The sequence below is a fragment of the Nonomuraea aridisoli genome (genome assembly GCF_003236395.1).
Taxonomy (GTDB): domain Bacteria; phylum Actinomycetota; class Actinomycetes; order Streptosporangiales; family Streptosporangiaceae; genus Nonomuraea; species Nonomuraea aridisoli.
The window spans coordinates 1-23,451 of the sequence record NZ_POUD01000072.1; the positions used below are offsets into that span (position 1 = coordinate 1).

The 23,451-nt window shown below is 71.5% G+C and carries 19 protein-coding genes and 1 pseudogene; 6 read left to right on the forward strand and 14 right to left on the reverse strand.

Going from position 1 to position 23,451, the window contains the following annotated elements; all coding sequences use genetic code 11:
• The 4 genes from C1J01_RS18945 to purB form a co-directional block, all read right to left on the reverse strand.
• On the reverse strand, nucleotides 1–804 hold an 804-nt coding region (locus tag C1J01_RS18945), incomplete at its 3' end, for a DUF4037 domain-containing protein (protein ID WP_235854527.1).
• 117 nt (nucleotides 805–921) lie between these two features.
• Nucleotides 922–2,766 (reverse strand): S9 family peptidase, encoded by a 1,845-nt coding sequence (locus tag C1J01_RS18950; RefSeq protein WP_111180307.1) that lies wholly within the window; start codon nucleotides 2,764–2,766, stop codon nucleotides 922–924.
• A 55-nt stretch (nucleotides 2,767–2,821) separates the two neighbouring features.
• Nucleotides 2,822–3,559, reverse strand: coding sequence for a GNAT family N-acetyltransferase (locus tag C1J01_RS18955; RefSeq protein ID WP_111180308.1), 738 nt, complete (start codon nucleotides 3,557–3,559; stop codon nucleotides 2,822–2,824).
• Nucleotides 3,556–4,986, reverse strand: a complete 1,431-nt coding sequence (gene purB / locus C1J01_RS18960) for an adenylosuccinate lyase (RefSeq protein ID WP_111180309.1) — start codon at nucleotides 4,984–4,986, stop codon at nucleotides 3,556–3,558. The genes C1J01_RS18955 and purB overlap by 4 nt, the downstream gene beginning before the upstream one ends.
• Before the next feature lie 133 nt (nucleotides 4,987–5,119).
• Here purB and C1J01_RS18965 point away from each other — a divergent pair, with 133 nt between their 5' ends.
• Both C1J01_RS18965 and C1J01_RS18970 read left to right on the forward strand, forming a co-directional pair.
• Entirely contained in the window at nucleotides 5,120–5,305 is a 186-nt protein-coding gene (locus C1J01_RS18965) for a DUF4236 domain-containing protein (RefSeq protein ID WP_111180310.1), read from the forward strand.
• Nucleotides 5,306–5,326: 21 nt separating this feature from the next.
• Nucleotides 5,327–6,115: pseudogene (locus C1J01_RS18970) on the forward strand (aldo/keto reductase); the annotation flags it as partial.
• Between the two features lie 6 nt (nucleotides 6,116–6,121).
• On the opposite strand, the gene C1J01_RS18975 reads toward C1J01_RS18970, so the two are convergent.
• Complete coding sequence (locus C1J01_RS18975) at nucleotides 6,122–6,694, reverse strand: TetR/AcrR family transcriptional regulator (protein ID WP_111180312.1); 573 nt, start codon at nucleotides 6,692–6,694, stop codon at nucleotides 6,122–6,124.
• A gap of 125 nt (nucleotides 6,695–6,819) precedes the next feature.
• Here C1J01_RS18975 and C1J01_RS18980 point away from each other — a divergent pair, with 125 nt between their 5' ends.
• Complete coding sequence (locus tag C1J01_RS18980) at nucleotides 6,820–7,557, forward strand: SDR family oxidoreductase (RefSeq protein WP_111180313.1); 738 nt, start codon at nucleotides 6,820–6,822, stop codon at nucleotides 7,555–7,557.
• A gap of 352 nt (nucleotides 7,558–7,909) precedes the next feature.
• On the opposite strand, the gene C1J01_RS18985 is transcribed toward C1J01_RS18980, so the two are convergent.
• On the reverse strand, nucleotides 7,910–9,073 hold the full coding sequence (locus C1J01_RS18985) for an erythromycin esterase family protein (RefSeq protein WP_111180314.1): 1,164 nt from the start codon (nucleotides 9,071–9,073) through the stop codon (nucleotides 7,910–7,912).
• Between the two features lie 90 nt (nucleotides 9,074–9,163).
• Between C1J01_RS18985 and C1J01_RS18990 the strand changes: the two genes are divergently transcribed.
• Nucleotides 9,164–9,847: a TioE family transcriptional regulator gene (locus C1J01_RS18990; protein WP_111180315.1), complete on the forward strand. Its 684-nt coding sequence runs from the start codon at nucleotides 9,164–9,166 to the stop codon at nucleotides 9,845–9,847.
• A gap of 146 nt (nucleotides 9,848–9,993) precedes the next feature.
• Here the strand turns inward: C1J01_RS18990 and C1J01_RS18995 are convergent, their stop codons facing one another.
• Nucleotides 9,994–10,320, reverse strand: coding sequence for a transcriptional regulator (locus C1J01_RS18995; protein ID WP_181448842.1), 327 nt, complete (start codon nucleotides 10,318–10,320; stop codon nucleotides 9,994–9,996).
• A gap of 1 nt (nucleotide 10,321) precedes the next feature.
• Complete coding sequence (locus C1J01_RS19000) at nucleotides 10,322–10,921, reverse strand: hypothetical protein (RefSeq protein WP_111180316.1); 600 nt, start codon at nucleotides 10,919–10,921, stop codon at nucleotides 10,322–10,324.
• A gap of 237 nt (nucleotides 10,922–11,158) precedes the next feature.
• On the opposite strand from C1J01_RS19000, the gene C1J01_RS19005 reads away from it, so the two are divergent.
• The gene (locus tag C1J01_RS19005; protein WP_111180317.1) at nucleotides 11,159–11,596 is read left to right on the forward strand and encodes an SRPBCC domain-containing protein; all 438 of its coding nucleotides are present in this window, start codon (nucleotides 11,159–11,161) and stop codon (nucleotides 11,594–11,596) included.
• A 9-nt stretch (nucleotides 11,597–11,605) separates the two neighbouring features.
• On the opposite strand, the gene C1J01_RS19010 is transcribed toward C1J01_RS19005, so the two are convergent.
• Genes C1J01_RS19010 through C1J01_RS19035 form a run of 6 tightly spaced genes read right to left on the reverse strand, consistent with a single transcriptional unit; the run spans nucleotide 11,606 to nucleotide 19,304 of the window.
• Entirely contained in the window at nucleotides 11,606–13,270 is a 1,665-nt protein-coding gene (locus tag C1J01_RS19010; protein ID WP_111180318.1) for an amylo-alpha-1,6-glucosidase, read from the reverse strand.
• Nucleotides 13,267–15,183: a glycoside hydrolase family 127 protein gene (locus C1J01_RS19015; RefSeq protein ID WP_111180319.1), complete on the reverse strand. Its 1,917-nt coding sequence runs from the start codon at nucleotides 15,181–15,183 to the stop codon at nucleotides 13,267–13,269. Before C1J01_RS19015 ends, C1J01_RS19010 begins: the two co-directional genes overlap by 4 nt.
• Nucleotides 15,184–15,202: 19 nt before the next feature.
• Nucleotides 15,203–16,009: a carbohydrate ABC transporter permease gene (locus C1J01_RS19020; protein WP_111180320.1), complete on the reverse strand. Its 807-nt coding sequence runs from the start codon at nucleotides 16,007–16,009 to the stop codon at nucleotides 15,203–15,205.
• On the reverse strand, nucleotides 16,006–16,950 hold the full coding sequence (locus C1J01_RS19025) for a carbohydrate ABC transporter permease (RefSeq protein WP_111180321.1): 945 nt from the start codon (nucleotides 16,948–16,950) through the stop codon (nucleotides 16,006–16,008). Before C1J01_RS19025 ends, C1J01_RS19020 begins: the two co-directional genes overlap by 4 nt.
• 4 nt (nucleotides 16,951–16,954) lie before the next feature.
• Nucleotides 16,955–18,223 (reverse strand): sugar ABC transporter substrate-binding protein, encoded by a 1,269-nt coding sequence (locus tag C1J01_RS19030; RefSeq protein WP_235854528.1) that lies wholly within the window; start codon nucleotides 18,221–18,223, stop codon nucleotides 16,955–16,957.
• Between the two features lie 52 nt (nucleotides 18,224–18,275).
• The gene (locus C1J01_RS19035; protein ID WP_111180322.1) at nucleotides 18,276–19,304 is read right to left on the reverse strand and encodes a LacI family DNA-binding transcriptional regulator; all 1,029 of its coding nucleotides are present in this window, start codon (nucleotides 19,302–19,304) and stop codon (nucleotides 18,276–18,278) included.
• A gap of 354 nt (nucleotides 19,305–19,658) precedes the next feature.
• Between C1J01_RS19035 and C1J01_RS19040 the strand changes: the two genes are divergently transcribed.
• Nucleotides 19,659–23,309, forward strand: coding sequence for a LamG-like jellyroll fold domain-containing protein (locus C1J01_RS19040; protein WP_111180323.1), 3,651 nt, complete (start codon nucleotides 19,659–19,661; stop codon nucleotides 23,307–23,309).
• Nucleotides 23,310–23,451 lie beyond the last annotated feature (142 nt).

A 23,451-nucleotide genomic window follows, 5' to 3' on the forward strand; every position in this document is an offset into this window, starting at 1 on the left:
GTTCTGAAGCGCCGCCAGCCGCGCGTACGCCCCCGTCAGCCCCTCCTCACGCTCCCGCCACGAGCGCGCCGCGACCGCCGCGATCAGCGACTCCCGCAGCTCCGCCGCCCCCGGCAGCCGCGCCAGCGCACTGCCCAGCCACTTCGCGTACGGCGGATAACGCCGCCGCAGCAGCAGCGCCAGACGCATCACCTCCCGCGCCAGCCGCGCCCCCACCACGGCCGAGCCCAGCTCGTCCCCCACCTCCGCGCACCGGCCGGGGAACGGCTCCTCCTGCGCGATCCGCCGCCACTGGCAGGCCAGCACGTACCGCCACACGTCGTCCGGATACCAGCGCACCGCCGCCCTGGCCGCCTCCAGGCCCGCGCCCGGCAGGCCGTCGTGGAACACCTCACCCCGCGTCACCCCGGCCAGCCGCTGCCACGGCGCCGACAGCCGGTCCAGCAGCGACACCCCGGCCCGCGGGTCGAACCCCAGCTCGCCCACCAGCCACGACCCCAGATCCGTCACCGTCACACCCGGCCGGGTGCGTTCGTGGTACTCGAAGACGGTCGGCAGGCCGCGGAACCGTTCCGGCAGCCCGGCCACCACCTTCGCCTCGACCTCCGCCACCCGCTCGGGCGCCACGAACACCAGCACGCGCGGACCCCAGTCATGATCGGTGGAGCGGGCGGTGTCGAACGCCAGCACCTCCGAGCCCGGACCCACCAGCGCCGCGCTGTGCTCCACACCCGCCACCAGCGGCGCCACCACCTCACCGTAGAAGGCCCTCGACAGGTCGATACCTGGGACGAAATCGGACATCACGCGGACAACTCTGCACCAGCGCCGCCGGAACCTCACCCGATTTAACGCGGACCCCCGCACCGGCCTGTCGACGCGAGCACCGTGCCGAGCGAGGTGCCGAGATTGCCCGCGCTCTCAGCAAGGGGAGCGCCAGGCGGGGCCGGCCAGCCACCGGTCGAACCACGCGCGGGTACGTTCGAGGACGTCGAGCTGGTGGCCGCGTTCCCGGATCGCGTGACCTTCGCGCGGATAGACGACGAACTCGTGCTCGACGCCGAACCGCCGCAGCGCGCGGTGGAAGTAGGTGGACTGGCCGAGCGGCACGTTCGTGTCGTCCTCACCATGCAGGATCAGCACCGGCGTGCGGATCTCGGAGGCGTACGAGACGGGGCTGAGCTCGTCGTGCCGGTGCGGGCCGGCTCCCTCGCAGATGCCGGCGCCCATCACCGCGGCCTTGAACCGCGTCGTCCGCCCGACCGCCCAGGCGGCCATGAACCCGCCGTGGCTCCACCCGCCGATCCCGAGCCGGTCGGGATCGGCGACGCCGTCCTCGATCAGCACATCGATGCCGGTGACGATGTCCGTCCATTCGTCCATGCCGACCGCGCCGGCGACGCTCGCCGCGAACGCGTGCCCGTGGCCCTCGCCGCCGCGCGGGTTGGGCAGGAAGACCGCGTACCCCGCGGCCGCGAGCCACTGTCCCGACGGGAACACGCCGAGCATGAACTGGTCGGCGTACCGGGCGTACGGGCCGCCGTGCACCAGCGTGACGAGCGGGAACGGGCCGTCGTGGCGGCTCGCGCCCACCGGCAGGATCAGCAGCCCGTCGAGGTCGAGCCCGTCGGCCGCCCGGTACGACAGGCGTTCCTGCGTTCCCCACCGAAGCCCGCGAAGCTCCGGCCTGGTGTCGCTGAGCCGGGTGAGCCGAGCGGCAGGCGGCCCGGCGTGGACGTTCATGGGCTCGTAGGCCGAGCTCACCAGCGCGGCGACGACCTCGCCCGAGTGACTCGCGGTGAGGGAGACGGCCAAGCCCGCTACGCGGGACATCCGCTGGAACCGTCCCGTTGCGGGATCGAGGCGGTGGATCGCGGTGTCGAGCCCGTCGGCGAACAGCGCCAGGGGCGGCCCGTGCGCGACCTGCGCCAGACCGGCCGGGCAGACGGCCATCCCTGCGGTCAGGTTGCGACGGTCCGCCGCGGCACCGGCCGCGGGCACGGTGACGTCGAAGACCGCCCGGCCGCCGACGGGGCCGGGCGGGGTCGTGGCCAGATAACACAGATGCCAGACGCCGTCCGTCCGCCACCAAACCGGCGACGACGCCGCCGGCTCGACGTCACCGAGATCCCGCACCGTGCCGGTCTCCGGGTCGACTACGTGCAACGCGCAGGTCGAGCAGCCCGGATCGAGATCCGGCACGGCCCAGCTGAGCACCGCGAGGGGGCCTGCGTCCGGACACTGGGCCAGTTCGGCGACGTGCCTGTCGTCGAGCCCTTCCACCTTGCCCAGCCGCCCGGTGTCCGGGTCGAGCAGCCACAACCGGCCGTAGGGGACATGCTCTCCCCATACCCTGACGTCCTCGCAGGCCGGCGCATCCTCGGCCACCACCGCGACCAGCCCGTGGCCGGCAAGAGGGAGGTGGTCGGAGATTCCGCCCGGCCTGGTGGTCAGCGTCTCCGCCTCACCGCCGTCCGCGGAGATCCGATGCAACTGCACGGTCCCTCGCTCCACCCGATCCGATCCGAAGTAGAGCGAGGCCGAATCCGGCGCCCAGCGCGGGAGGAAGTCCTTCGCCGCTCCCGCGGTCAGCTTCCTGGGCGGTGAGCTCGCGTCGGTCGCGGCGATCCAGATCGCGCTGCGCTGACGGTCTTCCGGCCGGCCTAGCGTGCTCACCGTGTAAGCGACCCAGCGGCCGTCCGGAGAGATCGCCGGCTGTAACGGCAGCGCACCGTCCACGATCAACCGCGAGGTGATCCTGGCCATCGAAGGCGTGTTCTCCCGTCTCAGAAGGGACACCCGGCAGAGTGGTGCGCCGGCCTCAGGAGGCCCAGTTGACGTGGGCGGCCATCACCGGGAGCCGGCGGTAGCCGATCCGCTCGTACACCCTGAGCGCCGCGGCGTTGTCGTCGTCCACCATCAGCGCCGCCCGCCCGTGCGCCGCGACCAGCTGCGCCGACACCCACCGGCACACCCGCTCGGCCAGCCCCCGGCCGCGGAAGGCCGCCCGGGTCGCCACCCCCGCCAGCAGCCCGACCGACGGCGCCGACCACGCGTCGGCCGCCACCGCGGCCAGCACCCCGTCCTCGCGCATCCCCGCCCACCGGCGCACGCCCGGCAGGCCCGGCACCGCGTACGACGCGGGCGCGTCCTGCGCCAGCAGCGCGCCCACCTCGGCGTCCGCGCCCTCCAGCCAGGCCACGCCCTCGACCGCGCCGCCCACAGCGCCGGCGGGCAGGCTCATCCACGAGAACCTGCCGCCCTCGCGCACGTCGTCGAGCTTGGCCGTCACCTCGCTCATCAGCGCCGCCTCACCCCACGGCCGGAAGGACGGCCCCAGCTCGGCCAGCGCGTGCCGCACCAGCTCGACCGCACACGAGGCGTCGCCCCACACCGCCAGCCGGTCCGCCCGCGACACCCCCCGGCAGCCGGCCACCACCGCCTCGCCCAGCGCCCAGGCCCGCGCGCCGCCGGTCAGGCCCTGCGCCGTCCACATCACCAGGTCGTCGTCCCCGCACGCCGCCCGCAGCTCCGCCTCCCCGCGCAGCTCACGGATCACAGGATCGCCCCCGGCCGGTACGCCGCCGCCTGCGGGTGGGCCGCCACGACCTCCTCCACCTGGCGCACGACCTCCCGCACCTGGTCGGCCGCCGCCCCGGTGAACGACACCCGGTCGGCCAGCAGCTCCTCCAGCCGCCCGCGGTCCAGGGGGAACCGGGCGTCGCCCGCCAGCAGGTCGAGCAGCTCGTTGGCCGCACCGCGCGAGCGCATCGCCAGCGCCGCCGCCACCGCGTGCTCCTTGATCAGCTCGTGCGCCTGCTCGCGCCCCACCCCGGCCCGCACCGCCGCCATCAGCATCTTCGTCGTCGCCAGGAACGGCAGGTAGCGGTCGAGCTCGGCGGCGATCACCGCCGGGAAGGCGCCGAACTCGTCCAGCACCGTCAGCATCGTCTCCGCCAGCCCGTCGAAGGCGAAGAACGCGTCCGGCAGCGCCACCCGGCGCACCACCGAGCACGACACGTCGCCCTCGTTCCACTGGTCGCCGGCCAGCTCGCCCACCATCGAGGCGTAACCCCGCAGCACCACGGCCAGGCCGTTGACACGCTCGCAGGAGCGGGTGTTCATCTTGTGCGGCATCGCCGAGGAGCCGACCTGCCCCTCCTTGAAGCCCTCGGTGACCAGCTCGTGCCCGGCCATCAGCCGGATCGTCTTCGCCAGCGACGACGGCGCCGCCGCCAGCTGCACCAGCGCCGTGACCACCTCGAAGTCCAGCGAACGCGGGTAGACCTGCCCGACGCTGGTGAAGCGGTGCTCGAACCCCAGGTGGGCGGCCACCCGGCCCTCCAGCTCCGCCAGCTTGCCGCGGTCGCCGCCGAGCAGGTCGAGCATGTCCTGGGCGGTGCCGACCGGGCCCTTGACGCCACGCAGCGGATAGCGGGCGATGAGCTCCTCCAGCCGCCGGTGGGCCACCAGCAGCTCGTCGGCCGCCGTGGCGAACCGCTTGCCCAGCGTCGTGGCCTGCGCCGCCACGTTGTGGGAACGGCCCGCCATCACGGTGGCCTCGTGCTCGGCGGCCAGCCGGGCCAGCCGGGCCAGCAGCGCCACCACCCGGTCGCGCACCAGCAGCAGGCTGTCGCGCACCTGCAGCTGTTCGACGTTCTCCGTCAGGTCGCGCGAGGTCATGCCCTTGTGCACCTGCTCGTGCCCGGCCAGTGCGTTGAACTCCTCGATGCGCGCCTTGACGTCATGGCGGGTCACTCGCTCACGGGCGGCGATGGAGTCGAGGTCGACCTGCTCGACCACCTTCTCGTAGTCGGCGATGGCGCCCTCGGGCACCGCGATCCCCAGCTCGGCCTGCGCCTTCAGCACCGCCAGCCACAACCGCCGCTCCGCGACGATCTTGTATTCGGGCGACCACAGGCGGGCCAGCTCCGGCGAGGCGTAGCGGGCGGCCAGGACATCGGGGATACGCGGCTTGGAAGTCACGTCCGACAAGTGTAGGCACCCGGCGCGACGTGTCCGGACGCGACCCGCTTGACCTTTCCTTGACTCGACCCGATATATCGCGCCCTCGCGGGGTAGGCGAAGGGTTCCCGCGAAACGCAATGAGGAGTGCGATATGGGCTTGAGTTACCGCAAGTCGCTCAAGTTCGGCCCGTTCCGGCTGAACCTCTCCCGCGGTGGCGTGGGCCACAGCTGGGGCAACCGGCTGTTCCGGGTGACCCGTACGGCGGACGGCCGCCGTACGCTCTCGGTCAACCTGCCCGGAGGCTTCCACTGGCGCAAGACCGTCGGCCGCCGCTGACCGACCTTCACCGCCCAGGGCTACGGCTTCGGCATCGCGGAACGCGTCCTCGGCCGCGCCCTCGACGGCGACCGCGACAACGTCGTCATCGCCACCAAAGGCGGCCTGCGCATGGACGGAGACGTCCTCGTCCGCGACTCCAGCCCCGCCTGGCTGCGCCGCGGCGTCGAAGCCAGCCTGGAAGCCCTCGGCACCGACCACATCGACCTCTACCAGGTGCACTGGCCCGACCCCCGCACCCCGTACGCCGACAGCGCCCAGGCCCTGCGGGACATGGTCACCGAAGGGCTGATCCGGCACATCGGCGTCTCCAACTTCGACACCGACCAGCTGCGCGCCTTTCCCGGCGTGGAGGCCCTCCAGCCGCCCTACCACCTGTTCCACCGCGACATCGAAGCCGACGTGCTGCCGTACGCGGCCGAGCACGACCTCGGCGTGCTCGTCTACGGACCCCTCGCGCACGGCCTGCTCGGCGGCGGCTTCGACGAGCACACCACCTTCCCCGACGACGACTGGCGCTCCCAGAGCCCCGACTTCACCGGCCCGGGCTTCCTGCGCAACCTCCAGATCGTCGCCGAACTGCGCCGCTACGCCGAACGCCTCGGCGCCACCGTCGGCCAGCTCGCGCTCGCGTGGGTGCTCGCCCACCCGGACGTCCACGTCGCCATCGTCGGCGCACGCGACCCCTGCCACCTCGACGAGAGCCTCACCGCCGCCGACCTGACCCTCGGATCCGACGACATCACCGAGATCAATCACATCATGTCCGGCGCCGCCCCGATCTCCGGCCCCACCCCCGAAGGCATGTGAACCACCTCAGGAACGGGCTTTCAGGCCGTCGAGGGTGAGGTCGAGCAGGCGTTCGGCTTGTTGTCGTCGTTCGGGACCGGCCGAGGTGAGAGCGATGCCTTCGAGGGCGGCGCCCAGGTCGGTGGGGCTGATGTCGGTGCGAATCTCGCCGGCGGCCACACAGGCGTCCATCAGGGTGGCGATCGCGGCCTGGATCATGTCGCGGCTGTGGCTGTAGGGGTTGCTTCCCGCCGCGGCGATGGCGCGCAACGCGTCGGCCATGCCGAATTTGGCGGTGACGTAGTCCATGAAAAGACGTGTCCAGGCGCGCAGGGCCTCGTAGGGCGGCTTCGACGCGAGCAGACCGGGGACGGCGTCGCACAGCTGGACCAGCTCGTTGCGGTAGACCGCCTCGATCAGAGCCTCCCGGGTGGGGAAATTGCGATACAGGGTCGCGCTGCCCACGCCCGCCTCCTTGGCGATGCGCTCCAGGTGCGCGTCCAGCCCCTCCTCGGCGTACACGCGCACCGCGGCCGCGAGGATCTTGTCTCTGTTACGCCGTGCGTCAGCTCGCAACGGGCGTTGTGCACTGCCGGCCATCAACGGTCGCCGTCTCCCCTCTCTGATCGACTTGCTAAACGGAGGCGCGCCCACTTAGCCTCTACCTAAGTGGTGGCGCCTCCACTTTCACTGTAGGCCATCCCCCTTGTGGAAGGACGTTGATCATGTCAGGGATCGAAGGCAAGGTCGTAGTGATCACCGGCGCCAGCAGCGGCATCGGAGCGGCCACGGCGACCTGGCTCGCCGAGAAGGGGGCCAGGCTCGTGCTCGGCGCCCGACGAAAGGACCGGCTGAACGCGGTGGTGGAGCAGATCACGGCCCAGGGCGGCTCCGCCGTCGGGACCGTCATCGACGTGACGCGCCGCGAAGACCTCAAGCGCCTGACGGACACCGCCGTCGACCGGTACGGCCGGCTCGACGTGCTGGTCTCCAACGCCGGCACGATGGCGGTGTCACCGTTCGACGAGCTGCGCCAGGACGACTGGGACGCCATGGTCGCCACGCACATCACCGGCCTGCTGAACGGCATCGGCGCGGCACTGCCCATCTTCCGGCGGCAGCGTTCCGGCCAGTTCGTCAACGTCGCCTCCACCGCGGCCTACGTCGTGAAATCTCCCATGGGCGTCTACGCGGCCACCAAGACAGCGGTGAAGGTGCTGACCGAGGGCCTGCGACAGGAGTCGGGCCCCGACCTCCGCGTCACCCTCGTCTCACCGGGATTCACCGACACCGAGGGCGTGGGCAAGGGAGGCAGCCCCGAAACAGCGGTGGCCCTCTCCCGGCAGCGTGACGAGATCGCCATCCCGCCCACCGCGATCGCATCCGCGATCGGTTACGCGATCGAACAGCCCGCCGCCATCGACATCAACGAGATCGTCGTCCGCCCCACCGTACAAGCCTGACGCGGTGCCGAGCCGGTCGATCGGCGGGTCAGGTCTGCCAGAGGGTCGAGACCACCACGCGCAGGACGGTGGCGCCCAGGACACTGATCACGGCGTTGCGGGTTTCCAGTGCAGCCCGACAGCGACGGCGAAGCTCGCCGCGGCCAGCAGAGGGACGGGCAGGTCGTGCTGGGCCCGCCAAGCGAGGGATCACCTGCCACAGAGCGATCACGGCCGAGCCCGAGTGGTCTGGCGTTCTCCAATCGTTGATTTGGGTTTGTGAGGGGTGAAAGGGGCACATCTCAACCCCGCACCTTTACATTGTAGATTTCTTGATGCGCGTGCGAGCCGCGCCTGGCTCGCACGCGTCCTGTCAATCCAGGGCGACGGACTTGAGGAAGACGATGCCGTCGATCATGTCGAGCTGCGCCGGGTCCAGCGGGAAATAGGCGAAATCGTGGGAGACGCGCGGCACGGGCTTCTCGACGGCCTGGGCCAGGCGGCGGGCGTCGATGATCGCGCGGTCCCACGGGAGCGTGGAGAGGACGCCCTCCACGGTGTCCGGGGCCGGGACGTCGTCGCCGGCCGTGCCGAGGGCCGAGGCCAGGAAGGCGTACCGGTCGCGGAGGTGCGTCCCGGCGATCGCTCCCGCGCTCCACCACTCCAGCACCTGGTCGCCGAACGGCATGAAGGTCCTGTTCCGCTGGAGATGGAGGTTGGAGGAGAAGACCAGGGCCGGGCCGTGCTCGGCGATGGCACACAGGTTGGCGGCCATCATCGCGTCCCGCAGGGCCGACAGCCGGGTCCACCGCGCCGGGGAGGCGTCGGCCATCCAGTGGTGGTAGCGGAGCAGGCCGGTGGCGGTGCGCGCGTACAGTGCCGCCCGCTCCCTGTCCTCCGCGCTCAGCTGCGGCAGCTGCGTGTCGAGCAGCGCCGCCAGGTCGTCGGCGATCAGCCGCAACTGCCGGGCGTCGGCGGACCGGCCGATCGACTGGGACGGATCCATGGCCGTGGCCTCGTTCGACCACCGCTCGTCCGGGCCCAGCAGCGTGTCGAGTGCCTCTTCGGTCACCACAGTGCGGGGAAGGGGGCCGTCGAGGAGAGCGTAGAGGGCGGTGAGCGCCTGGCGCGGGCTCGCCGCCCAGTACTCCAGAGGCCCGTCGAACCCGTAGAACCGGAGCTTCTCGTCATGCTCCTCGTTGTACGCCCGCATCCAGCGCACGAGCTCGCGGTTGGCCGGTGAGGCGCCGAAGCCGTGGCTGAAGCCGCGTTCCATGACGTCATCGAGCGAGCCCTCGCCCGTCGCGATGTAGTCGTCCACCACCAGGCCCATCAGACAGTCGCTCTCGACGGCGAACGACCGGTAGCCCTCGTGCTCGACCAGATGCCGGAAGATCTCGTTGCGCACTTCGCCCAGTTCCCCGACGAAGTGGCGGGCCTCGCCCAGGCCGAGCAGCCGGGGCTGGGCGGGAAGTGACCGAAGGAACGCCGAGACGCCCGCGCCGTCGAGAGGCCGGGCCATGTCCTTGATATCCATGCCTTCAACGCTATCGTTGAACTTTCGGTGTAAACTTTTCCGCGAAATCACCACCTTCATCGCGACGGACCTTCAATCGATGATGCACCCATGAGGCCGGTGGACCTGGCGCGCGAGCACGGCCTGTCCACCCAGGCGATCAGAAACTACGAAGACGCCGGCATCCTGCCCGCCGCCGAACGCACCGCCCACGGCTACCGCACCTACACGCCGCTGCACGCACACGCCCTGCGCGCGTTCCTCTCGCTCATGCCCGGGCACGGTCACCAGACGGCCACGTCGATCATGCAGGCGGTCAACCGGGGCGCCACCGAGGAGGCGCTACGGCTCATCGACGAGAGCCACGGCCAGCTCCTCGACGACCGCCGCACCCTCCAGGCCGTCGAGGCGGCGCTGCGCGATCTGGCGCCCGTGCCGCAGGAGCGCGGCGACACGTTCATCGGCCCCCTGGCCAAGCGGCTCGGCCTCCGCCCCGCCACCCTGCGCAAATGGGAGAACGCCGGGCTGGTCCGGCCGCGCCGCGACCCGCAGACGGGCTACCGCGTCTACAGCGCGGCCGACGTACGCGACGTGCGGCTGGCCCACCAGCTCCGGCGGGGCGGCTATCTGCTGGAGCAGATCGCCCCGCTGATCGCCCAGGTGCGCTCCGCCGGAGGCGTCGCCCCGCTGGAGTCGACCCTGCGCGACTGGCAGGCCCGCCTGTCCGCCCGGGCCCGCGCCATGCTCAAGGGCGCCGCCGACCTCGACGCCTACCTCCGCGCCCGCGAACCCTGACGCCGGGCCCGGCCACGGAAACCCATGCACGAGCGACGGGCCGTCCTGCCCGGCCGATCACCAGGCCGTAAGAGCGCCCTGGCCAGGCGACGGCCCCGAGCGTACTCGACAGGCCTTCGCCGAGGCCGGGTTTCGGCGCCGCACCGTCAGGCCTCGGAGGGGTTCCAGGTGCGGGCGGCCTCGTGCAGGCGCATCAGCCGGTCCCAGTGTTCGGCGACGGTGGTGCGGCCGGACTCGGTGAGGCTGACGACGGTGCGGGGGCGGCGTTCGCCGGTCTTGACGATCTTGACGATCTCGCCCTTCTCCAGCTTGGCGAGATGGCTGGACAGGTTGCCCTTGGACAGCCCGGTGACGCGCTGGAGGAAGAGGAAGTCGGCGCTTTCGCAGGCCGACAGCGCGCTGGTGATCGCCAGCCGGGAGGGGTCGTGCACCAGCCGGTCGATCTCCGTCATGTCCTCGAAAGGGGTGCCCACCTCATTCCTCCTCGCGAGCCGGTCGCGGAAGTGAGCGCACCAGGGCGCGGTGGTCGAGCAGGCCGTTGACGACGAGCAGCGCGCCGACGACCAGGAGTTGCCAGCGGGTGTCGGCCGAGGCGAAGGGATGCTCTCCCGACGGGGTGAGCACGCCGAGCGGGGCCAGGGTGAGAGCCATGAGCACCATGGCGGAGACCGGGTAGTGGCGGCGGCCGGACCAGGGCGGTCCGCCGATCGACGCGAGGAAGACCGCGAAGATCAGACCGCCGGTGAGATACCCGGGCGTCCCGGTGACGTTGGCGGCGATGATCACCACCAGCACGCCCGACAGCAGCACGGGGATGAGCCAGAAGGCGCGGAACCTGGCACCGTCGCGCCGCGGGACGACCGTGCCGAACGTCTTGCGGTAGTAGCCGGACACGGCGGCGAGCAGAACGGCGAAGAGCAGCACAGGGACGACATGGTTCTCCCGCACGCCGTCGAACGCGAGGAACCCGAGAAGGACACCGTAGGCGACCAGGTAGAGCCCCCGGCGGTGGGCGTGCTCGGCGGTGGATCGGTGGATGCGATCGAGGCGATCGAGTTCGTAGGCGTTGACCATCGGACCTTCCGGTTTGCGGTACAGACCTTTCCTTCAGCCTAGAGTCCGGGTCCGAGGTTTGCAATGCAGACCGCAATCCCACGTACGACTTCGTGAGTTCTCCGCTTGCGTACGCACGGATCCGAACGCCGGCCGCCGAGCTGTGGCCCACCCGACGTGGAGCCCCTGCTGACCTGGCCGTTCCCCGCCTTCTCGTCCCCCCTGTTCCAAGATCGTTCCTCTATGTAGGGTGGAGGCGTGCGCCAGATCCGGACGGAGATCCACATCTCCGCTACTCCTGAGCAGGTATGGGCGATCCTGGTGGACTTCACCGCCTACCCGGAGTGGAATCCGCTCACCCCCGGGCTGCGCGGCGAACCGGTGCCGGGAAGCCGCCTGACCCTGCCCACCGCCTTGATCCCCGGCATCTCCCTCACTGTGCCGATGCGCGCGACCGTCGAGGAGGCGACCCCACCGCGGCGGCTGGCCTGGCGCAGCGACGTGATCGCGCCGGGCGTCGCCAGCTCCCTGCACGACTTCGAGCTGACCCCCGACGAAGACGGCACCCACCTACTCCACCGGGAAACCGTCACCGGAGCGCTGGCCCCGATGATGTGGCCCATGGTGAGCAGGTTCGCGCCCCTGTTCGACCGGCTCAACCAGAAACTGAAGGAACGCGCCGAAGCCCCTCGCTAGGCCGCGCGCTCATCTCGTGGTGCGTCTCTCGTGGGCGGCGGCCAGGAGAAGGTAGGCGCCGGCCGTCCAGGTGTAGGCACGATCGCGCAGGCCCTGGCCGGTGCGGGCGTCGAAGTTCTCGGCGAATCCCGACCTCTCGCACAGGGCACGGAAGCGGGCGCTGATCTCGTCAGCCAGGTCCGGATGTCCGGCACGGCGCAGCCCGTCCTCGATCAGGACGGTCGACGGCGCCCAGATGGGACCGCGCCAGTAGCCGTCGTCCTCGTAGTGCGGCGAGTCGGGCAGCTCGGTGGCAGGCCCGAACGCGGTCAGGTGCCGCTTGATCCGGGCGGCCAGCGCCGCACGGATGGAGTGCGGCAACTCCTCCCCCAGCACGATCGGCATGAGGTCGAGCAGACTGGAGCCGGCCCGGGTACGCCCCGACAGCACGCCGCGGGCGACGAAGCGTTCGCCGTCCCACAGTTCGGCGAGGAGCGCGTCACGCATGCGGTCGGCCTGCGCGCTCCACCGGGCGCGGGCGTCCGGGTCGGGGGCCAGGCGGGCGAGTTCGCGCATCTGGAGGACGAGGAAGGCGGCCAGGTCGGCGGTCTCGACGACGCGCTCGGCGTCGAAGGTGGTGGCGTTGTCCCAGCCGCTGTCGTTGCCGTGCTGGTAGTGCGGCAGTTCGTGACCGGGGGCGCGGCGGGCGGTGAGCCAGAAGGCGGTCCAGCGTTCGAGCCGCCGGTAGGTGTCCTGCGGCACGGCCGGCGCGGGAAGGTGGCGCAGAGCCCACCCGTGGATGGGCGGTTTGACGAAGTTGTAGAGGATCTCGGAATGGGTGATGGAGTCAGGCAGGGCGCCGGCCGCGTCCTGGTGGTCGAAGGGCAGATGGTACTGGTCCCAGGCCAGGCCGGGCAGGCCCGCGGCGAGGGCGATGGCGTTGAAGCAGTGGTCCCAGCTCCACACCTTGTCCATCCAGTGCTTCGACATCAGCACCGCGGGCCGGGTGACGAACCCGGCCGGGCGCACGGTGGCCGACCACAGCACGTAGGCGGCGAGTTCCGCGGCGGGGGTGCGGTCGCTGCGCCACGGCGCGACCGCCGCGGCGAAGGAGTCGAACTGCGCCCGCGCGGCCTCGACCACCTCGTCGAAGGGCTCCTTCGCGGTGTAGGGGGCGCGGGCGGTCTCGTACTCCTCGATGGCGATCTCCCACTCGCCGCTCAGGACGACCCCGCGCTCGGCGGCGCCGAGCGCCTGCGCGCCCACCTGTTCGGCCTGCCCGCCGAGGAGGGTGATCCGGTAGCGGCGGCCGGTCTGGTAGACGGTGAAGACGGACGAGCCGTCGATGGGGTCCTGGTAGAAGTACGGCCCGCTGAACGGGGTCAGGACCGGGTCGGCGGCCAGCAGGCTCAGGCCGAGCCCGCGCCCGCGCACGCGTGCCGTGTCGGCGCTCTCGTAGGCGAGGTCGATCCGGCCTTCGCCGTTGCTCCAGGTGAGCCGCTGCGGAGTGGCCGTGATCGCGGCGGCGGCCGCGGGGACCAGCGTCAGGATCGGGTGCATCCCGGTCTGGTGGGAGACCAGGTGCACGTCCTGGGCGTAGGTCTTCTCGGCCACCACGGGCGAGAACCCGAACCACGACCCGTGGTAGCTGAACGGGATCTCCCGCAGGGAGAACACCGGGCCTGAGGCGGTCATCGGGCAACGGTCCCTTCGAGACCGTCAGGGGCGACGGGAAGGAAGATCCGCATGCTCGACGGCCCGTGCCGCGCCCACTCGTGGTACGGCCGCAGCGGCACGTCGAACCACTCTCCGCCCTCGGCGGCACCGGCCGGCCCGGCCGGATAGGGCCACGACGGGTCGGCGAGGGCGAGCGTCCGGCCACGCACCCGGGCGCCGTCCGGAACGGCCCGGGGAACGGACCGGGGATCGACGACGAGGGAGTCGAACCCGCCGGGATCGGGCAGGTCACGGGACTCAAGACACAACACCTCGGGCCCGCGTTCCACCGCCACGCACCCCCGCAGGGCGTCGATGCGCGGATCGGGCCAGGTGAAGCGGGGCTCCACCGGCAGGTGCAGGACGATCTCGTCGCCGGCGCGGAAGGCGCGCCGCACCCGCGCCAGACCGGGTTCGACCGGGCGGGTCCGCCCGCCCTCGGTCAGCATGGCCCCGGCGGCCCAGGCGGGAACGCGCAGGGCGAGCGTCCAGGGCGCGGGCGCGTCGGCCGCGATCCGCACGCGCACGGCACCGCTCACCGGATAGTCGGTCTCGACGTCCACGGCCGCCGGCCGCCCGCCCGGCAGCTCGGCGCGGATCTCGCAGGGGGCGTACTGGTGGATCTGCAGGCCCTCGTCGTCGCTGGTGGCGAGGTAGGCGTGCAGGCTGGCGAGCGTGCGGGCGACGTTCGTGGGACAGCAGGAGACGTCGAACCAGGCGGCCCGCACGCCGGCCTCCGCCCGCGGGCTCACCTCGTCCGGGCCGGCCGGTCTGCCGGGAACCCGCTGGTGGAGGGGGTTGGCGTAGAAGAACGCCCGGCCGTCGGCGCTCGGGGAGGTCGCGATGACGTTGTAGAGCGTGCGCTCGATGAGGTCGGTGTAGCGGACGTCGCCGGTGGCCAGGTACAGCCGCCAGGAGACCATGATCGAGGCGACGCCGGCGCAGGTCTCGCAGTAGGCCCGGTCCGGGGGCAGCTCCCAGTCCTCGCCGAATCCCTCGTCCTGGTGACGCGAGCCCATGCCGCCCGTGAGGTAGGTGCGGCGGGCGACCGAGCGTTCCCACTGCCGTTCCACGGCGCGCAGCAGTTCGTCGTCGCCGCGCTCGACCGCGACGTCGACCGCCGCGGCGGCGAGGTAGAGCGCGCGGACGGCGTGGCCGCGCCACACCGGGGCCTCGCGGATCGGGACGTCGTCCTGGAAGTACGCGCGCCCCAGCGGGATGTCCCGCAACGTTCCGCGGCCGCGGCGGTCGAGGAACAGGCGGGCCTGCTCGACGTACCGCTCCTCCCCCAGCGCGCGGCCGAACTCGGCCAGGCCGACCTCGATCTCCGGGTGGCCGCAGATCCCGGCCAGCCCGTCGGGACCGAACACGCGGCACACGTGGTCGGCGGCCCGCCGCGCGAGGCGGACCAGGTCGTCCTCGCCGCGGGTGCGCAGCCGGGCCACGGCGGCCTGGAGCAGGTGGCCGGTGTTGTAGAGCTCGTGTCCCATCTCCAGGTCGCTGTAGCGCGGCGGCTGCCCGGCGTGACCGAAGCAGGTGTTGAGGTAGCCGTCCGGGTCCTGGGCGCGGGCGACGCGGGCGGTGAGCCGCTTGATCGCCGCCTCCGTCCCCGGGTCGCCGGTCCGCGCGCTCTCCCAGGCCAGGGCCTCCAGCAGCTTGTAGACCTCCGAGTCGGAGAACGACCAACCGGGACGGTCCGGCCCAGTGGTCCCGTCGGCGACCCGGTCGAAGTTGGCCAGCCAGCCGAGGCGCTCCATCCACGATTCGCAGTGGGCGAGCGTCGCCGTGGCGTTCACCGCCTGGCGGCTCCCCCAGAACCCGCCGGTGAGCGAGACCTGCGCGAGCCCGAGGGGGCGTGCCCGGCCGTGGGACGGCAGCACGGGGCTGGTCATATGGCGGAAACCCTTTCTGTCAGTCCTTGACGGCGCCCGCGGTGACCCCGGCGGCGATGTAGCGCTGCGCGAGGACGAGGAGGAAGGCCGCGGGCAGGGACGCGACCACGGCGGTCGCCATGATCGAGTTCCATTGCGTGGTGTTGTTGCCGATGTAGCGGAAGATGCCGAGCGTGATCGGGATGACGTCGCTGTTGCGGTTGAGGGTCGAGGCGAAGATGAAGTCCGACCACGCCCACAGGAACGCGAAGAGCGAGACCGTGATGACGGAGTTGCGGCTGAGCGGGAGCACGATCGACCGGAACGTCCGCCAGGTGCTCGCCCCGTCGATCTGCGCCGCGGCCATGACCTCGCCGGGGATGCTCGCCATGAACGCCCGGAACAGCAGCACCGCGAACGGCACGGCCAGCGTCGAGTCGGCCACGATCAGGCCCGCGACCGTGTTGAGCAGCCCGAGCCTGATGTAGATCGCGTAGAAGCCCATGGCCATGACGACGGCGGGGATCATCTGCGCGACCAGCAGCAGGAAGTCGATCGCCCGTGCCCCGCGCGGACGCAGCCTGGCCAGGGCGAACCCGGCCGGCAGCGACACGGCGAGCGTGAGCGCGACGGCGCCCAGGCCGATGAAGAGGCTGGTGGCCAGAGCGGGCAGCTGCTGGCCGAGCGCGGCGGCGTACCCCTCGAACGTGGGGTCCCAGGGGAACCAATGGGGCGGGTCGGCCCGCATGTCGCTCGTCTTGGTGAGCGAGACGTTGACCATCCAGTAGACGGGGAAGAGCATCACGCCGACCAGGACGACGCCCACCGCGGTCTTCCACGCTCTCATGCGGTCTCCTCCCTTCGCTGCAGGCGCACGTGTGCGAGCCCGGCGACGAAGGCGATGAGGATGAGCAGGTTGCCGACGGCCGCCGCCGGGGAGAAGTCGGGCTGGCCGGTGCCGAACGCCTCGCGGTACGACCAGATGGCCAGCGTCGTCGAGGCGTCCGCCGGGCCGCCCCTGGTCATGATCCAGATGATGTCGACGACCTTGAGCGTGTAGATCAGCCCGAGCAGCAACGTGATCAGCGACACCGGCCGCAGCAGCGGGAGCGTGATGCGCCGGAAGCGCTGCCACGCCCCGGCCCCGTCCAGACCGGCGGCCTCGTACAGCTCGCCGGGGATGTTCTGCAGCCCGGCGTACAGGATTACCAGGTTGAACGGGACGCCGAGCCAGATGTTGGCGATGGTGACCGCCAGCAGCGAGGTGTCCGGCGACGTCAGCCAGTTGATCTGGCCGACGCCGAACGCCTGCAGCGCCGCGTTGACGATGCCGTTCTCGCTGTTGAGCATCCACGACCAGGTGGACGCGGAGACGATCAGCGGCAGCAGCCACGGCACGAGGAACATCGCCCGCAGTGGCGCCGCGAGGCGGAAGTGGCGGTGGAAGAAGACCGCGAGGGCCAGTCCTATGGCGTACTGCGCGGCGATCGAGGCCAGCGTGAACACGGCCGTGCTGCGCAGCGCCCGCAGGAAGGTGTCGTCGGCGAGGATGTCCAGGTAGTTCTCCAGGCCGGTGAACTCCGGGTCGCCCTGCACGAAAGCGCGCGGCGTGTAGTCGTGCACGCTGAGCTCGATGTTGCGATAGAGCGGATAGGCGTAGAAGACGAGCAGGTAGACGATGAGCGGGGCGAGGAAGGCGAAGGCCGTCCACCGCCGGGCCCGCCCGCGCGGGGCGGCCGGGCGCGCCGCCCCGCTCACCGCGACCGGCTCGGTGCGAAGCGAGGTCATGGGATCACTCGCCGGTCGCCTGCTCCGCCTGTGCCTGCGCCTGCTCGAGCGCGTCGGCGGGGCTCGCCGCGCCGCTCAGCGCCTTCTGCACCGCGGTCCACAGCGCCTCGGAGATCGGCGGGTAGTCGGTGCCGAGGTTGTCACTGGTCCGCCCCTTGGCCGAGCGCACCGCGTCCACCCACGGCTGAAGGCCGGGCTCCTTGGCGAGGATCTGCTCCTGCCCGTCGGCGGTGGACGGGATGTAGTACGCGAACGTGGTGCCGGTCTCCACGAGGCCCTCGGGCGTCGTCATGCACTCGAGGATCTTCTTGGTGACGGCGTACCGGGCGGTGTCCTTCTGCACCGGGACGGTGATGAACTCGCCGCCCGTGGGCGTGGCGGCGACGCCGCCGTCCTTGCCAGGGATCTGGACGACGCCGGTGGGGAAGTCCGCCTGCGCGGCGCTGTTGATCTGCCAGGTGCCGTTCTCGGCGAAGGCGAACTCGCCGGTCAGGAACTCCTCCCAGGTGGTGTTCTGGGAGTTGCTGATGACGGAGTTAGGGGCGATGCCGCTCTTGACCCACTCGGTCCACAACGTCAGCGCCTCGACGGCCTGGGGCGAGTCGAGCCGGGTGAGCTGCGCGCCGGCGCCCCAGAACCACGGCAGGAACTGGAACGAGCCCTCCTCGGTGCCGATGGCCGCGAAGGTGATCGGTTTGGCGCCGGCGGCCTTGACCTTCTCCAGCGCCGCGCCGAGCGAGGCCCAGTCCTTGATCGAGGCCGGGTCGACGCCGGCCTCATCCAGGATTTTCTTGTTGTAGTAGAGGGCGAGGGTGTTCGCGCCGATGGGGATGCCGTACGTCTTGCCGTCCAGCTCGCCGGCGGCGATGAGGTTCGCGTCGAACCTGGCGGTGTCGAGGCCGAAGTCGGCCATCGGGGTCAGCATCCCGGCGTCCGCCAGCGTGGAGACGGCCGGGTTGTCGAGGAGGATGACGTCCGGCGCGTTGCCCTCCTGTCCCGCCAGCAGGGCCTGGTTCGTCAGCGCGGTCGTGTCGTACGCGGTGCGCTCGATGGTGACGCCGGCCTGTTGCCCGCAGGAGCCGACCCGCTTGGCCCAGGCGGAGGACGCGTCGTGCTGGGGGTACGGGTCCCACCAGGTGTACGAGCCGCCGGCGGAGGCCGTGCCGGAGCCGGACGCGCCCTGGGGGGCCGACGCGCAGGCGGTGAGGGCGGACAGCGCCAGGACGGCGGTCGCGAAGACCGACGCCCTCGTGAACTCCGACGGACGGTTCACGATTCCTCCAAAGATAACGCTCACATCGGGGAGCGTGCCGGAAGTACGGGGGTCAGGAGCGGGTGCTTCCCGGGGGCGCGGTGCTCTCCCGGGAGACCAGTTCGGGCGAGATGAAGCGCACCACGAACGGCTCCGCGCGGGCCTGCGTGGACTCCACGCGGCGTACGAGCTGGCGGACCGCCATCGCACCGAGGCGGTCGGGCGCGCTTTCGATGAACGAGTAGGGCAGGGAGAAGGTCGCGGCGAAGTCGGCGGAGTAGCGGCCGATGACCGACAGGTCGTCGGGCACCCGCAGCCCTCGTGCGTAGGTGACCGAGGGCAGCGCCGCCGCGACCGCCTCGTTGTTGATCAGCAGGCCGGTCGCCGCCGGGTAGGCGTCGAGCAGACCGTTCAGCAGGCGTCCCACGGCGGGTTGCCGGGACTCGCCGTAGACGGCGTGCAGGGTGACCCCGAGCTGACGGGCGCGTTCGAGCGCCGCGTCGCGCAGCCGCCACACGTAGGCGCCGCCCCGCTCGACCACGTGCTCCGGGTGCGAGATCAGGATGAGCTCGCGATGGCCGAGCCGGTGGAGGTGGTCCACCATCACCCGCCCGGCCTCCTCGAAGTCCAGGTCGAACACGTCGAGCCCGGAGCAGTCGCCGGGCAGCCCGACCAGGGCGCCCGGCTGCGGCGCGGCGCGCAGGACGGGCAGCCGGGCGTCCTCGTGGGCGATGTTCATGAGCACGACGCCGTCGACCATGCGGGAGTCGGTGACGCGCCGCAGCGCCCGCACCCCGTCGGCCTCCGTGACCAGCAGCGTGTCGTAGCCCAGGTCGCGGGCGGTGTTGGTGACGCCCAGGATGTACTGCATCATCGCGGGCGCGAACTCGTCCTCGTGGAACTGGGCGAGCAGACCGAGGACCTTGGTCTGAGCGGTGGCGAGCGCGCGGGCGCCGGCGTTCGGCGTGTACGCGAGCGCCTCGGCGGCCGCCAGCACGCGCCGGCGCACCTCCTCCGAGATGGGCCGCTTGCCCGACAGCGCGTAGGACGCCGTGCTGCGGCTCACCCCGGCCTCCCGGGCCACGTCTCCGATCGTCGCCACTCTCACCTCCTGATTGTCGAACCGGTTCGACGACTGCGTTGCCATGCTCCCTCGCATCGTCGCCCGGACGTCCCCCTCTCCCCCAGGAACGAGCAGGACTGCCTCCATCGGCGGCATGCTTCGATCGCCGGGACGGGCGAACCGGTTCAACGATGTGGCTCGACTGTTGCTCCGCCCGACGCCGGCCGTCAAGAGGCGGCACAACCGGCGATACCAAATCGTGATATGTCGGAAACGTGCAGAGATCGGGCCATTGACGCGCGAAGCGTGGCTACGTAACCTACGCGAAACCCTCGGTTGCGTTGCCACTCCGCTCCCTCAGCCTTGTTAACGCTCACACCAAGGGACATCGCCATGGCATTCCCGAGCATCACCAGGGCCCTGTGCGCCGGGCTCGTACCGGCGGCCGTCGCCCTCTCGCTGACCACCTCGTTAACCAGCGGGGTCGCCGCCGCGGCCGCCGCTCCCGATCCCGTGCCCGATCCCGTGCTCGTCTACGAGTTCGACGCCGACGACGTCACCACCGGCTCCATCACCGACTCCTCAGGCAACGGCCTGCACGGCGAGCTCGTCAACGCCGCCACCGCGGCGCTCGTGGACGGCGCGGCGGGCGGGCACGCGCTGAGCCTGCCCGGAGGCGCCCCGACCTCCGACGGCGCCTACGTCAGGCTGCCGCTGGCCGCGATCAAGGACAGGACCGACCTGACCGTGTCCGCACGGGTGAAGTGGGACGGCACCACGGCCCCGTGGCAGTGGATCTACGCGCTGGGCAAGGACAACGCCCGCTACCTGTTCAGCACGCCGTACAACGGCGACGGCCGGCTGCGCACGGCGGTCACCACCTCGGGCGGCGGCGCCGAGGCCCAGGTCACCGGCTACGCGCCCCTTCCCGCGAACGCCTGGAAGACGCTGACCGTCACCCTCGACACGGCCGCCCGGCGCGTCACGACCTACCTCGACGGGGCGGCCGTCTCCTCCGCCCCCACGACCATCACGGCCGCCCAGCTGATCGACGCCGCCACGACGTCCGCCGGGTTCATCGGCCGCTCGTTCTACCCCGACCCGCTGTTCGACGGCGCGATCGACGACTTCCGCGTCTACGCCGCGGCGCTGACCGCCGAGCAGGTGGCCGAGGCGGCCGGCGGCACGCCGCCCACCCCGACCGGGCTGAGCCGCGACACCTTCGAGGTGCGGACGACCGTCGGCACCGCACCCGCCCTGCCGCCCGCGGTCCGCGCCACCTACTCCGACGGCTACGACCGCGACCTGCCCGTGGCCTGGTCGCCCGTGAACCCGGACGCGTACGCCACCGCCGGGACCTTCACCGTCACCGGCACGGCCGCCGGCCGCCCGGTCACCGCCCAGGTCACGGTGGTGCGCGAGGGCCAGCTCGTCATCGACCTGGCCAAGGACACCGGCGCCTTCCACGGCGGCGCCTCCGGCACCCTCTACGGCCTCTACGGCCCAGGGGTGCCGACGAACAACCTCATCGAGGGCATGAAGCTGCGCACGGTGTCGACCAAGGCCCAGGACGGCCCGCAACACCCCGGCGCGGACGCCCTGGAGGTCGTCAAGCCGCTGGCCGACAGCACCGACGGCGACGTGTACATCTACATGACCGACATCCACCGCGGCTTCCCGTACCAGTGGCCGGGAAGCACGCCGGAGGAGAAGCTCGACCTCTACAAGCAGAAGATCGCCAAGCAGGTGGACCAGGTCCTGCAGCTCGACCCGGAATATCGCGACAACATCGTGTTCGTGCCATTCAATGAGCCCGAGGGCAACATGTTCGGCACCGGCGAGTGGAGCTACAACCGCGTCAGCTGGCTCAGCGACCCGAGCGACTACTTCCGGGCGTGGGACGACGTCCACGCCCTCATCAAGGGCAAGCTGCCGGACGCCCGCATCGCCGGCCCCAACACCAGCGTGCTGTACTCCCAGGTCCAGGGCTACCTCGAGCACGTGGTCGAGGCGGGCACCGTGCCCGACGTGATGACCTGGCACGAGCTCAGCCATCCCGAGCAGGTACGGACGAGCGTCAAGCGCTACCGCGAGATGGAGGCCCAGGTCTTCGCCGGCACGCGGTACGAGGGCACGAAGCTGCCGATCAACATCAACGAGTACGCCTTCAACTACCACACCTCGGTGCCCGGCCAGATGATCCAGTGGGTGTCGGCCATCGAGGAGTCGAAGGTGGACGCCGACATCGCGTACTGGAACATCGACGGCAACCTGTCCGACTCCGCCGTGCAGGCCAACCGGGGCAACGGCCAGTGGTGGCTACTGCACGCCTACGGCCAGATGTCCGGCCACACCGTCCAGGTCACGCCGCCGTACCCGGGCCAGAACTACACCCTCCAGGGGGTCGCGACGCTCGACCCGGCCAAGAAGCAGGCCCGCGCCATCTTCGGCGGCGCGAGCAGCGCCGGGCACATCCGCTTCGAGAACGTCCCGGCGGACGTCCTCGGCTCCACGGTGCACGCCTGGATCCGCGAGATCCCGTGGACCGGGCAGATCGGCGACTCACCCCAGCCGGAGATCATCGCCGAGCGCGACGTCACCGTCGAGGACGGCGCCGTGGTCTTCGACTTCGGCGCCGGCGACCTGCCGAGGCTGGAGGAGTCGTCGGCGTACGAGATCGTCCTGTCCCCCGCCGGGACGGGCACCGTGACGGCGCCCGCGCCGAAGCTGTGGGAGCGGTCGTACGAGGCGGAGGACGCGAAGTACACCGGCGGCGGCTACAGCCGCAACGGGCCCGAGGGTTCGCCGTCGGACGTGTCGAAGTTCTACACCTCCGGCCGCTACGACGTCGGAGGGCTGCGCACCGGCTCCGACGGCGTGCTCGACTTCACCGTCGAGGTGCCGCAGACCGGCCGCTACGACCTCAGCGTCTTCGCCAACTCCCTCAACACCTTCGACGCGGTACGCGAGCAGGGACCGACCAACGTCTTCGTCCGCGTGGACGGGGCCGCCGAACAGGAGCTGTTCCTGCCGCTCGGCTACAAGTGGGTGGTGTGGGACCACGCCGACACCACCGTGCAGCTCACGGCCGGCAGGCACGTCATCTCCCTGGCCGCGCGCAGCCTCGACGGCGCGAAGGCCACCAAGGGCGACGCGATCGTCGACCGGATCCGCCTGTCACTGCCGAACCCGGCGGCGGCGACCTCGACGTACGAGGGCGAACTGGCCGAGCTGCACGGAGCCCGGGCTGCGTACGACGTCAAGGGCTCCGGGGTCTCCGGCTCGGGCGCCGCGGCCGTCCCCCGGGGCAGGTCCGTGACGTTCTGGGTCTACTCGGCCGAGGACGCCGCCGCCGAGCTGGACCTCGAGCTGTTCGGCCCCGGCCGGGCGAAGATGACCGTCAACGGCCTGGAGGTGCTGGACGACGCCCGGCGCGGCGCCGCCACCGCGACGGTGTCCCTGTCCGGCGGAATCAACAAGGTCACGGTGACCGGCCGTTCGGCCACGACGCTCGTCGACCGCCTCGACGTGCGCCCCGCCCCCGACGCGCTGCCGGCGACCGTCTACGAGGCGGAGTCGGCCCGGCTCGCGGGCACGGCGAAGGCCGCACCGCTGTCCCTGGCGAGCGGCCAGGCCGCGGTCACCGACGTCGGCGGCACGCCGGGCAACGCCAACACGCTGACCTTCACCGTGCGGGCGGACGCCCCCGGCACGTACGCGATGCGGGTCCGCTACTCCAACCCCGAGCAGTCGCCGGCCACGCACTACAACCCCGACCCGCTGGCCCGGCACGCCGACATCTCGGTGAACGGCGCCGCCCCGCAGCGGGTGCTGTTCCCCCACACCTTCCACGAGAACAACTTCTGGGAGCTCACCGTCCCGGTGAAGCTGAAGAAGGGAGACAACACGGTCCGGTTCTCCAGCGAGGAACTGCCCAACTTCGACGGCGAGACGTACGCCTCGCAGACGTTCCCGGGAGTGCTGCTGCGCTCCCAGTACGCCCCGCTGATCGACAAGATCACGGTCGCGCGCCACCACCGCTGAAGCCGGGTGCCCGGCGGGGAGGAGGCCCCGCCGGGCACCGGCGGTCACGCCGGCTGGCCCGCCAGGTTCTGCTTGCCGGGCTCGGCCGGCTTGTTCCGCTCCACGCCGTGCGGCGGGCGGGGGCCGCGGTCACGCTTGCGGG

What these genes read in the sequence shown, in the direction of transcription:
- C1J01_RS18950 (WP_111180307.1), bottom strand. Translation starts at nt 2,766, where the DNA reads ATGGCCAGGATCACCTCGCGGTTGATCGTGGACGGTGCGCTGCCGTTA.
- C1J01_RS18965 (WP_111180310.1), top strand. Translation starts at nt 5,120, where the DNA reads ATGGGCTTGAGTTACCGCAAGTCGCTCAAGTTCGGCCCGTTCCGGCTG.
- C1J01_RS18975 (WP_111180312.1), bottom strand. Translation starts at nt 6,694, where the DNA reads ATGGCCGGCAGTGCACAACGCCCGTTGCGAGCTGACGCACGGCGTAAC.
- C1J01_RS18980 (WP_111180313.1), top strand. Translation starts at nt 6,820, where the DNA reads ATGTCAGGGATCGAAGGCAAGGTCGTAGTGATCACCGGCGCCAGCAGC.
- C1J01_RS18985 (WP_111180314.1), bottom strand. Translation starts at nt 9,073, where the DNA reads ATGGATATCAAGGACATGGCCCGGCCTCTCGACGGCGCGGGCGTCTCG.
- C1J01_RS18990 (WP_111180315.1), top strand. Translation starts at nt 9,164, where the DNA reads ATGAGGCCGGTGGACCTGGCGCGCGAGCACGGCCTGTCCACCCAGGCG.
- C1J01_RS19000 (WP_111180316.1), bottom strand. Translation starts at nt 10,921, where the DNA reads ATGGTCAACGCCTACGAACTCGATCGCCTCGATCGCATCCACCGATCC.
- C1J01_RS19010 (WP_111180318.1), bottom strand. Translation starts at nt 13,270, where the DNA reads ATGACCGCCTCAGGCCCGGTGTTCTCCCTGCGGGAGATCCCGTTCAGC.
- C1J01_RS19015 (WP_111180319.1), bottom strand. Translation starts at nt 15,183, where the DNA reads ATGACCAGCCCCGTGCTGCCGTCCCACGGCCGGGCACGCCCCCTCGGG.
- C1J01_RS19020 (WP_111180320.1), bottom strand. Translation starts at nt 16,009, where the DNA reads ATGAGAGCGTGGAAGACCGCGGTGGGCGTCGTCCTGGTCGGCGTGATG.
- C1J01_RS19025 (WP_111180321.1), bottom strand. Translation starts at nt 16,950, where the DNA reads ATGACCTCGCTTCGCACCGAGCCGGTCGCGGTGAGCGGGGCGGCGCGC.
- C1J01_RS19040 (WP_111180323.1), top strand. Translation starts at nt 19,659, where the DNA reads ATGGCATTCCCGAGCATCACCAGGGCCCTGTGCGCCGGGCTCGTACCG.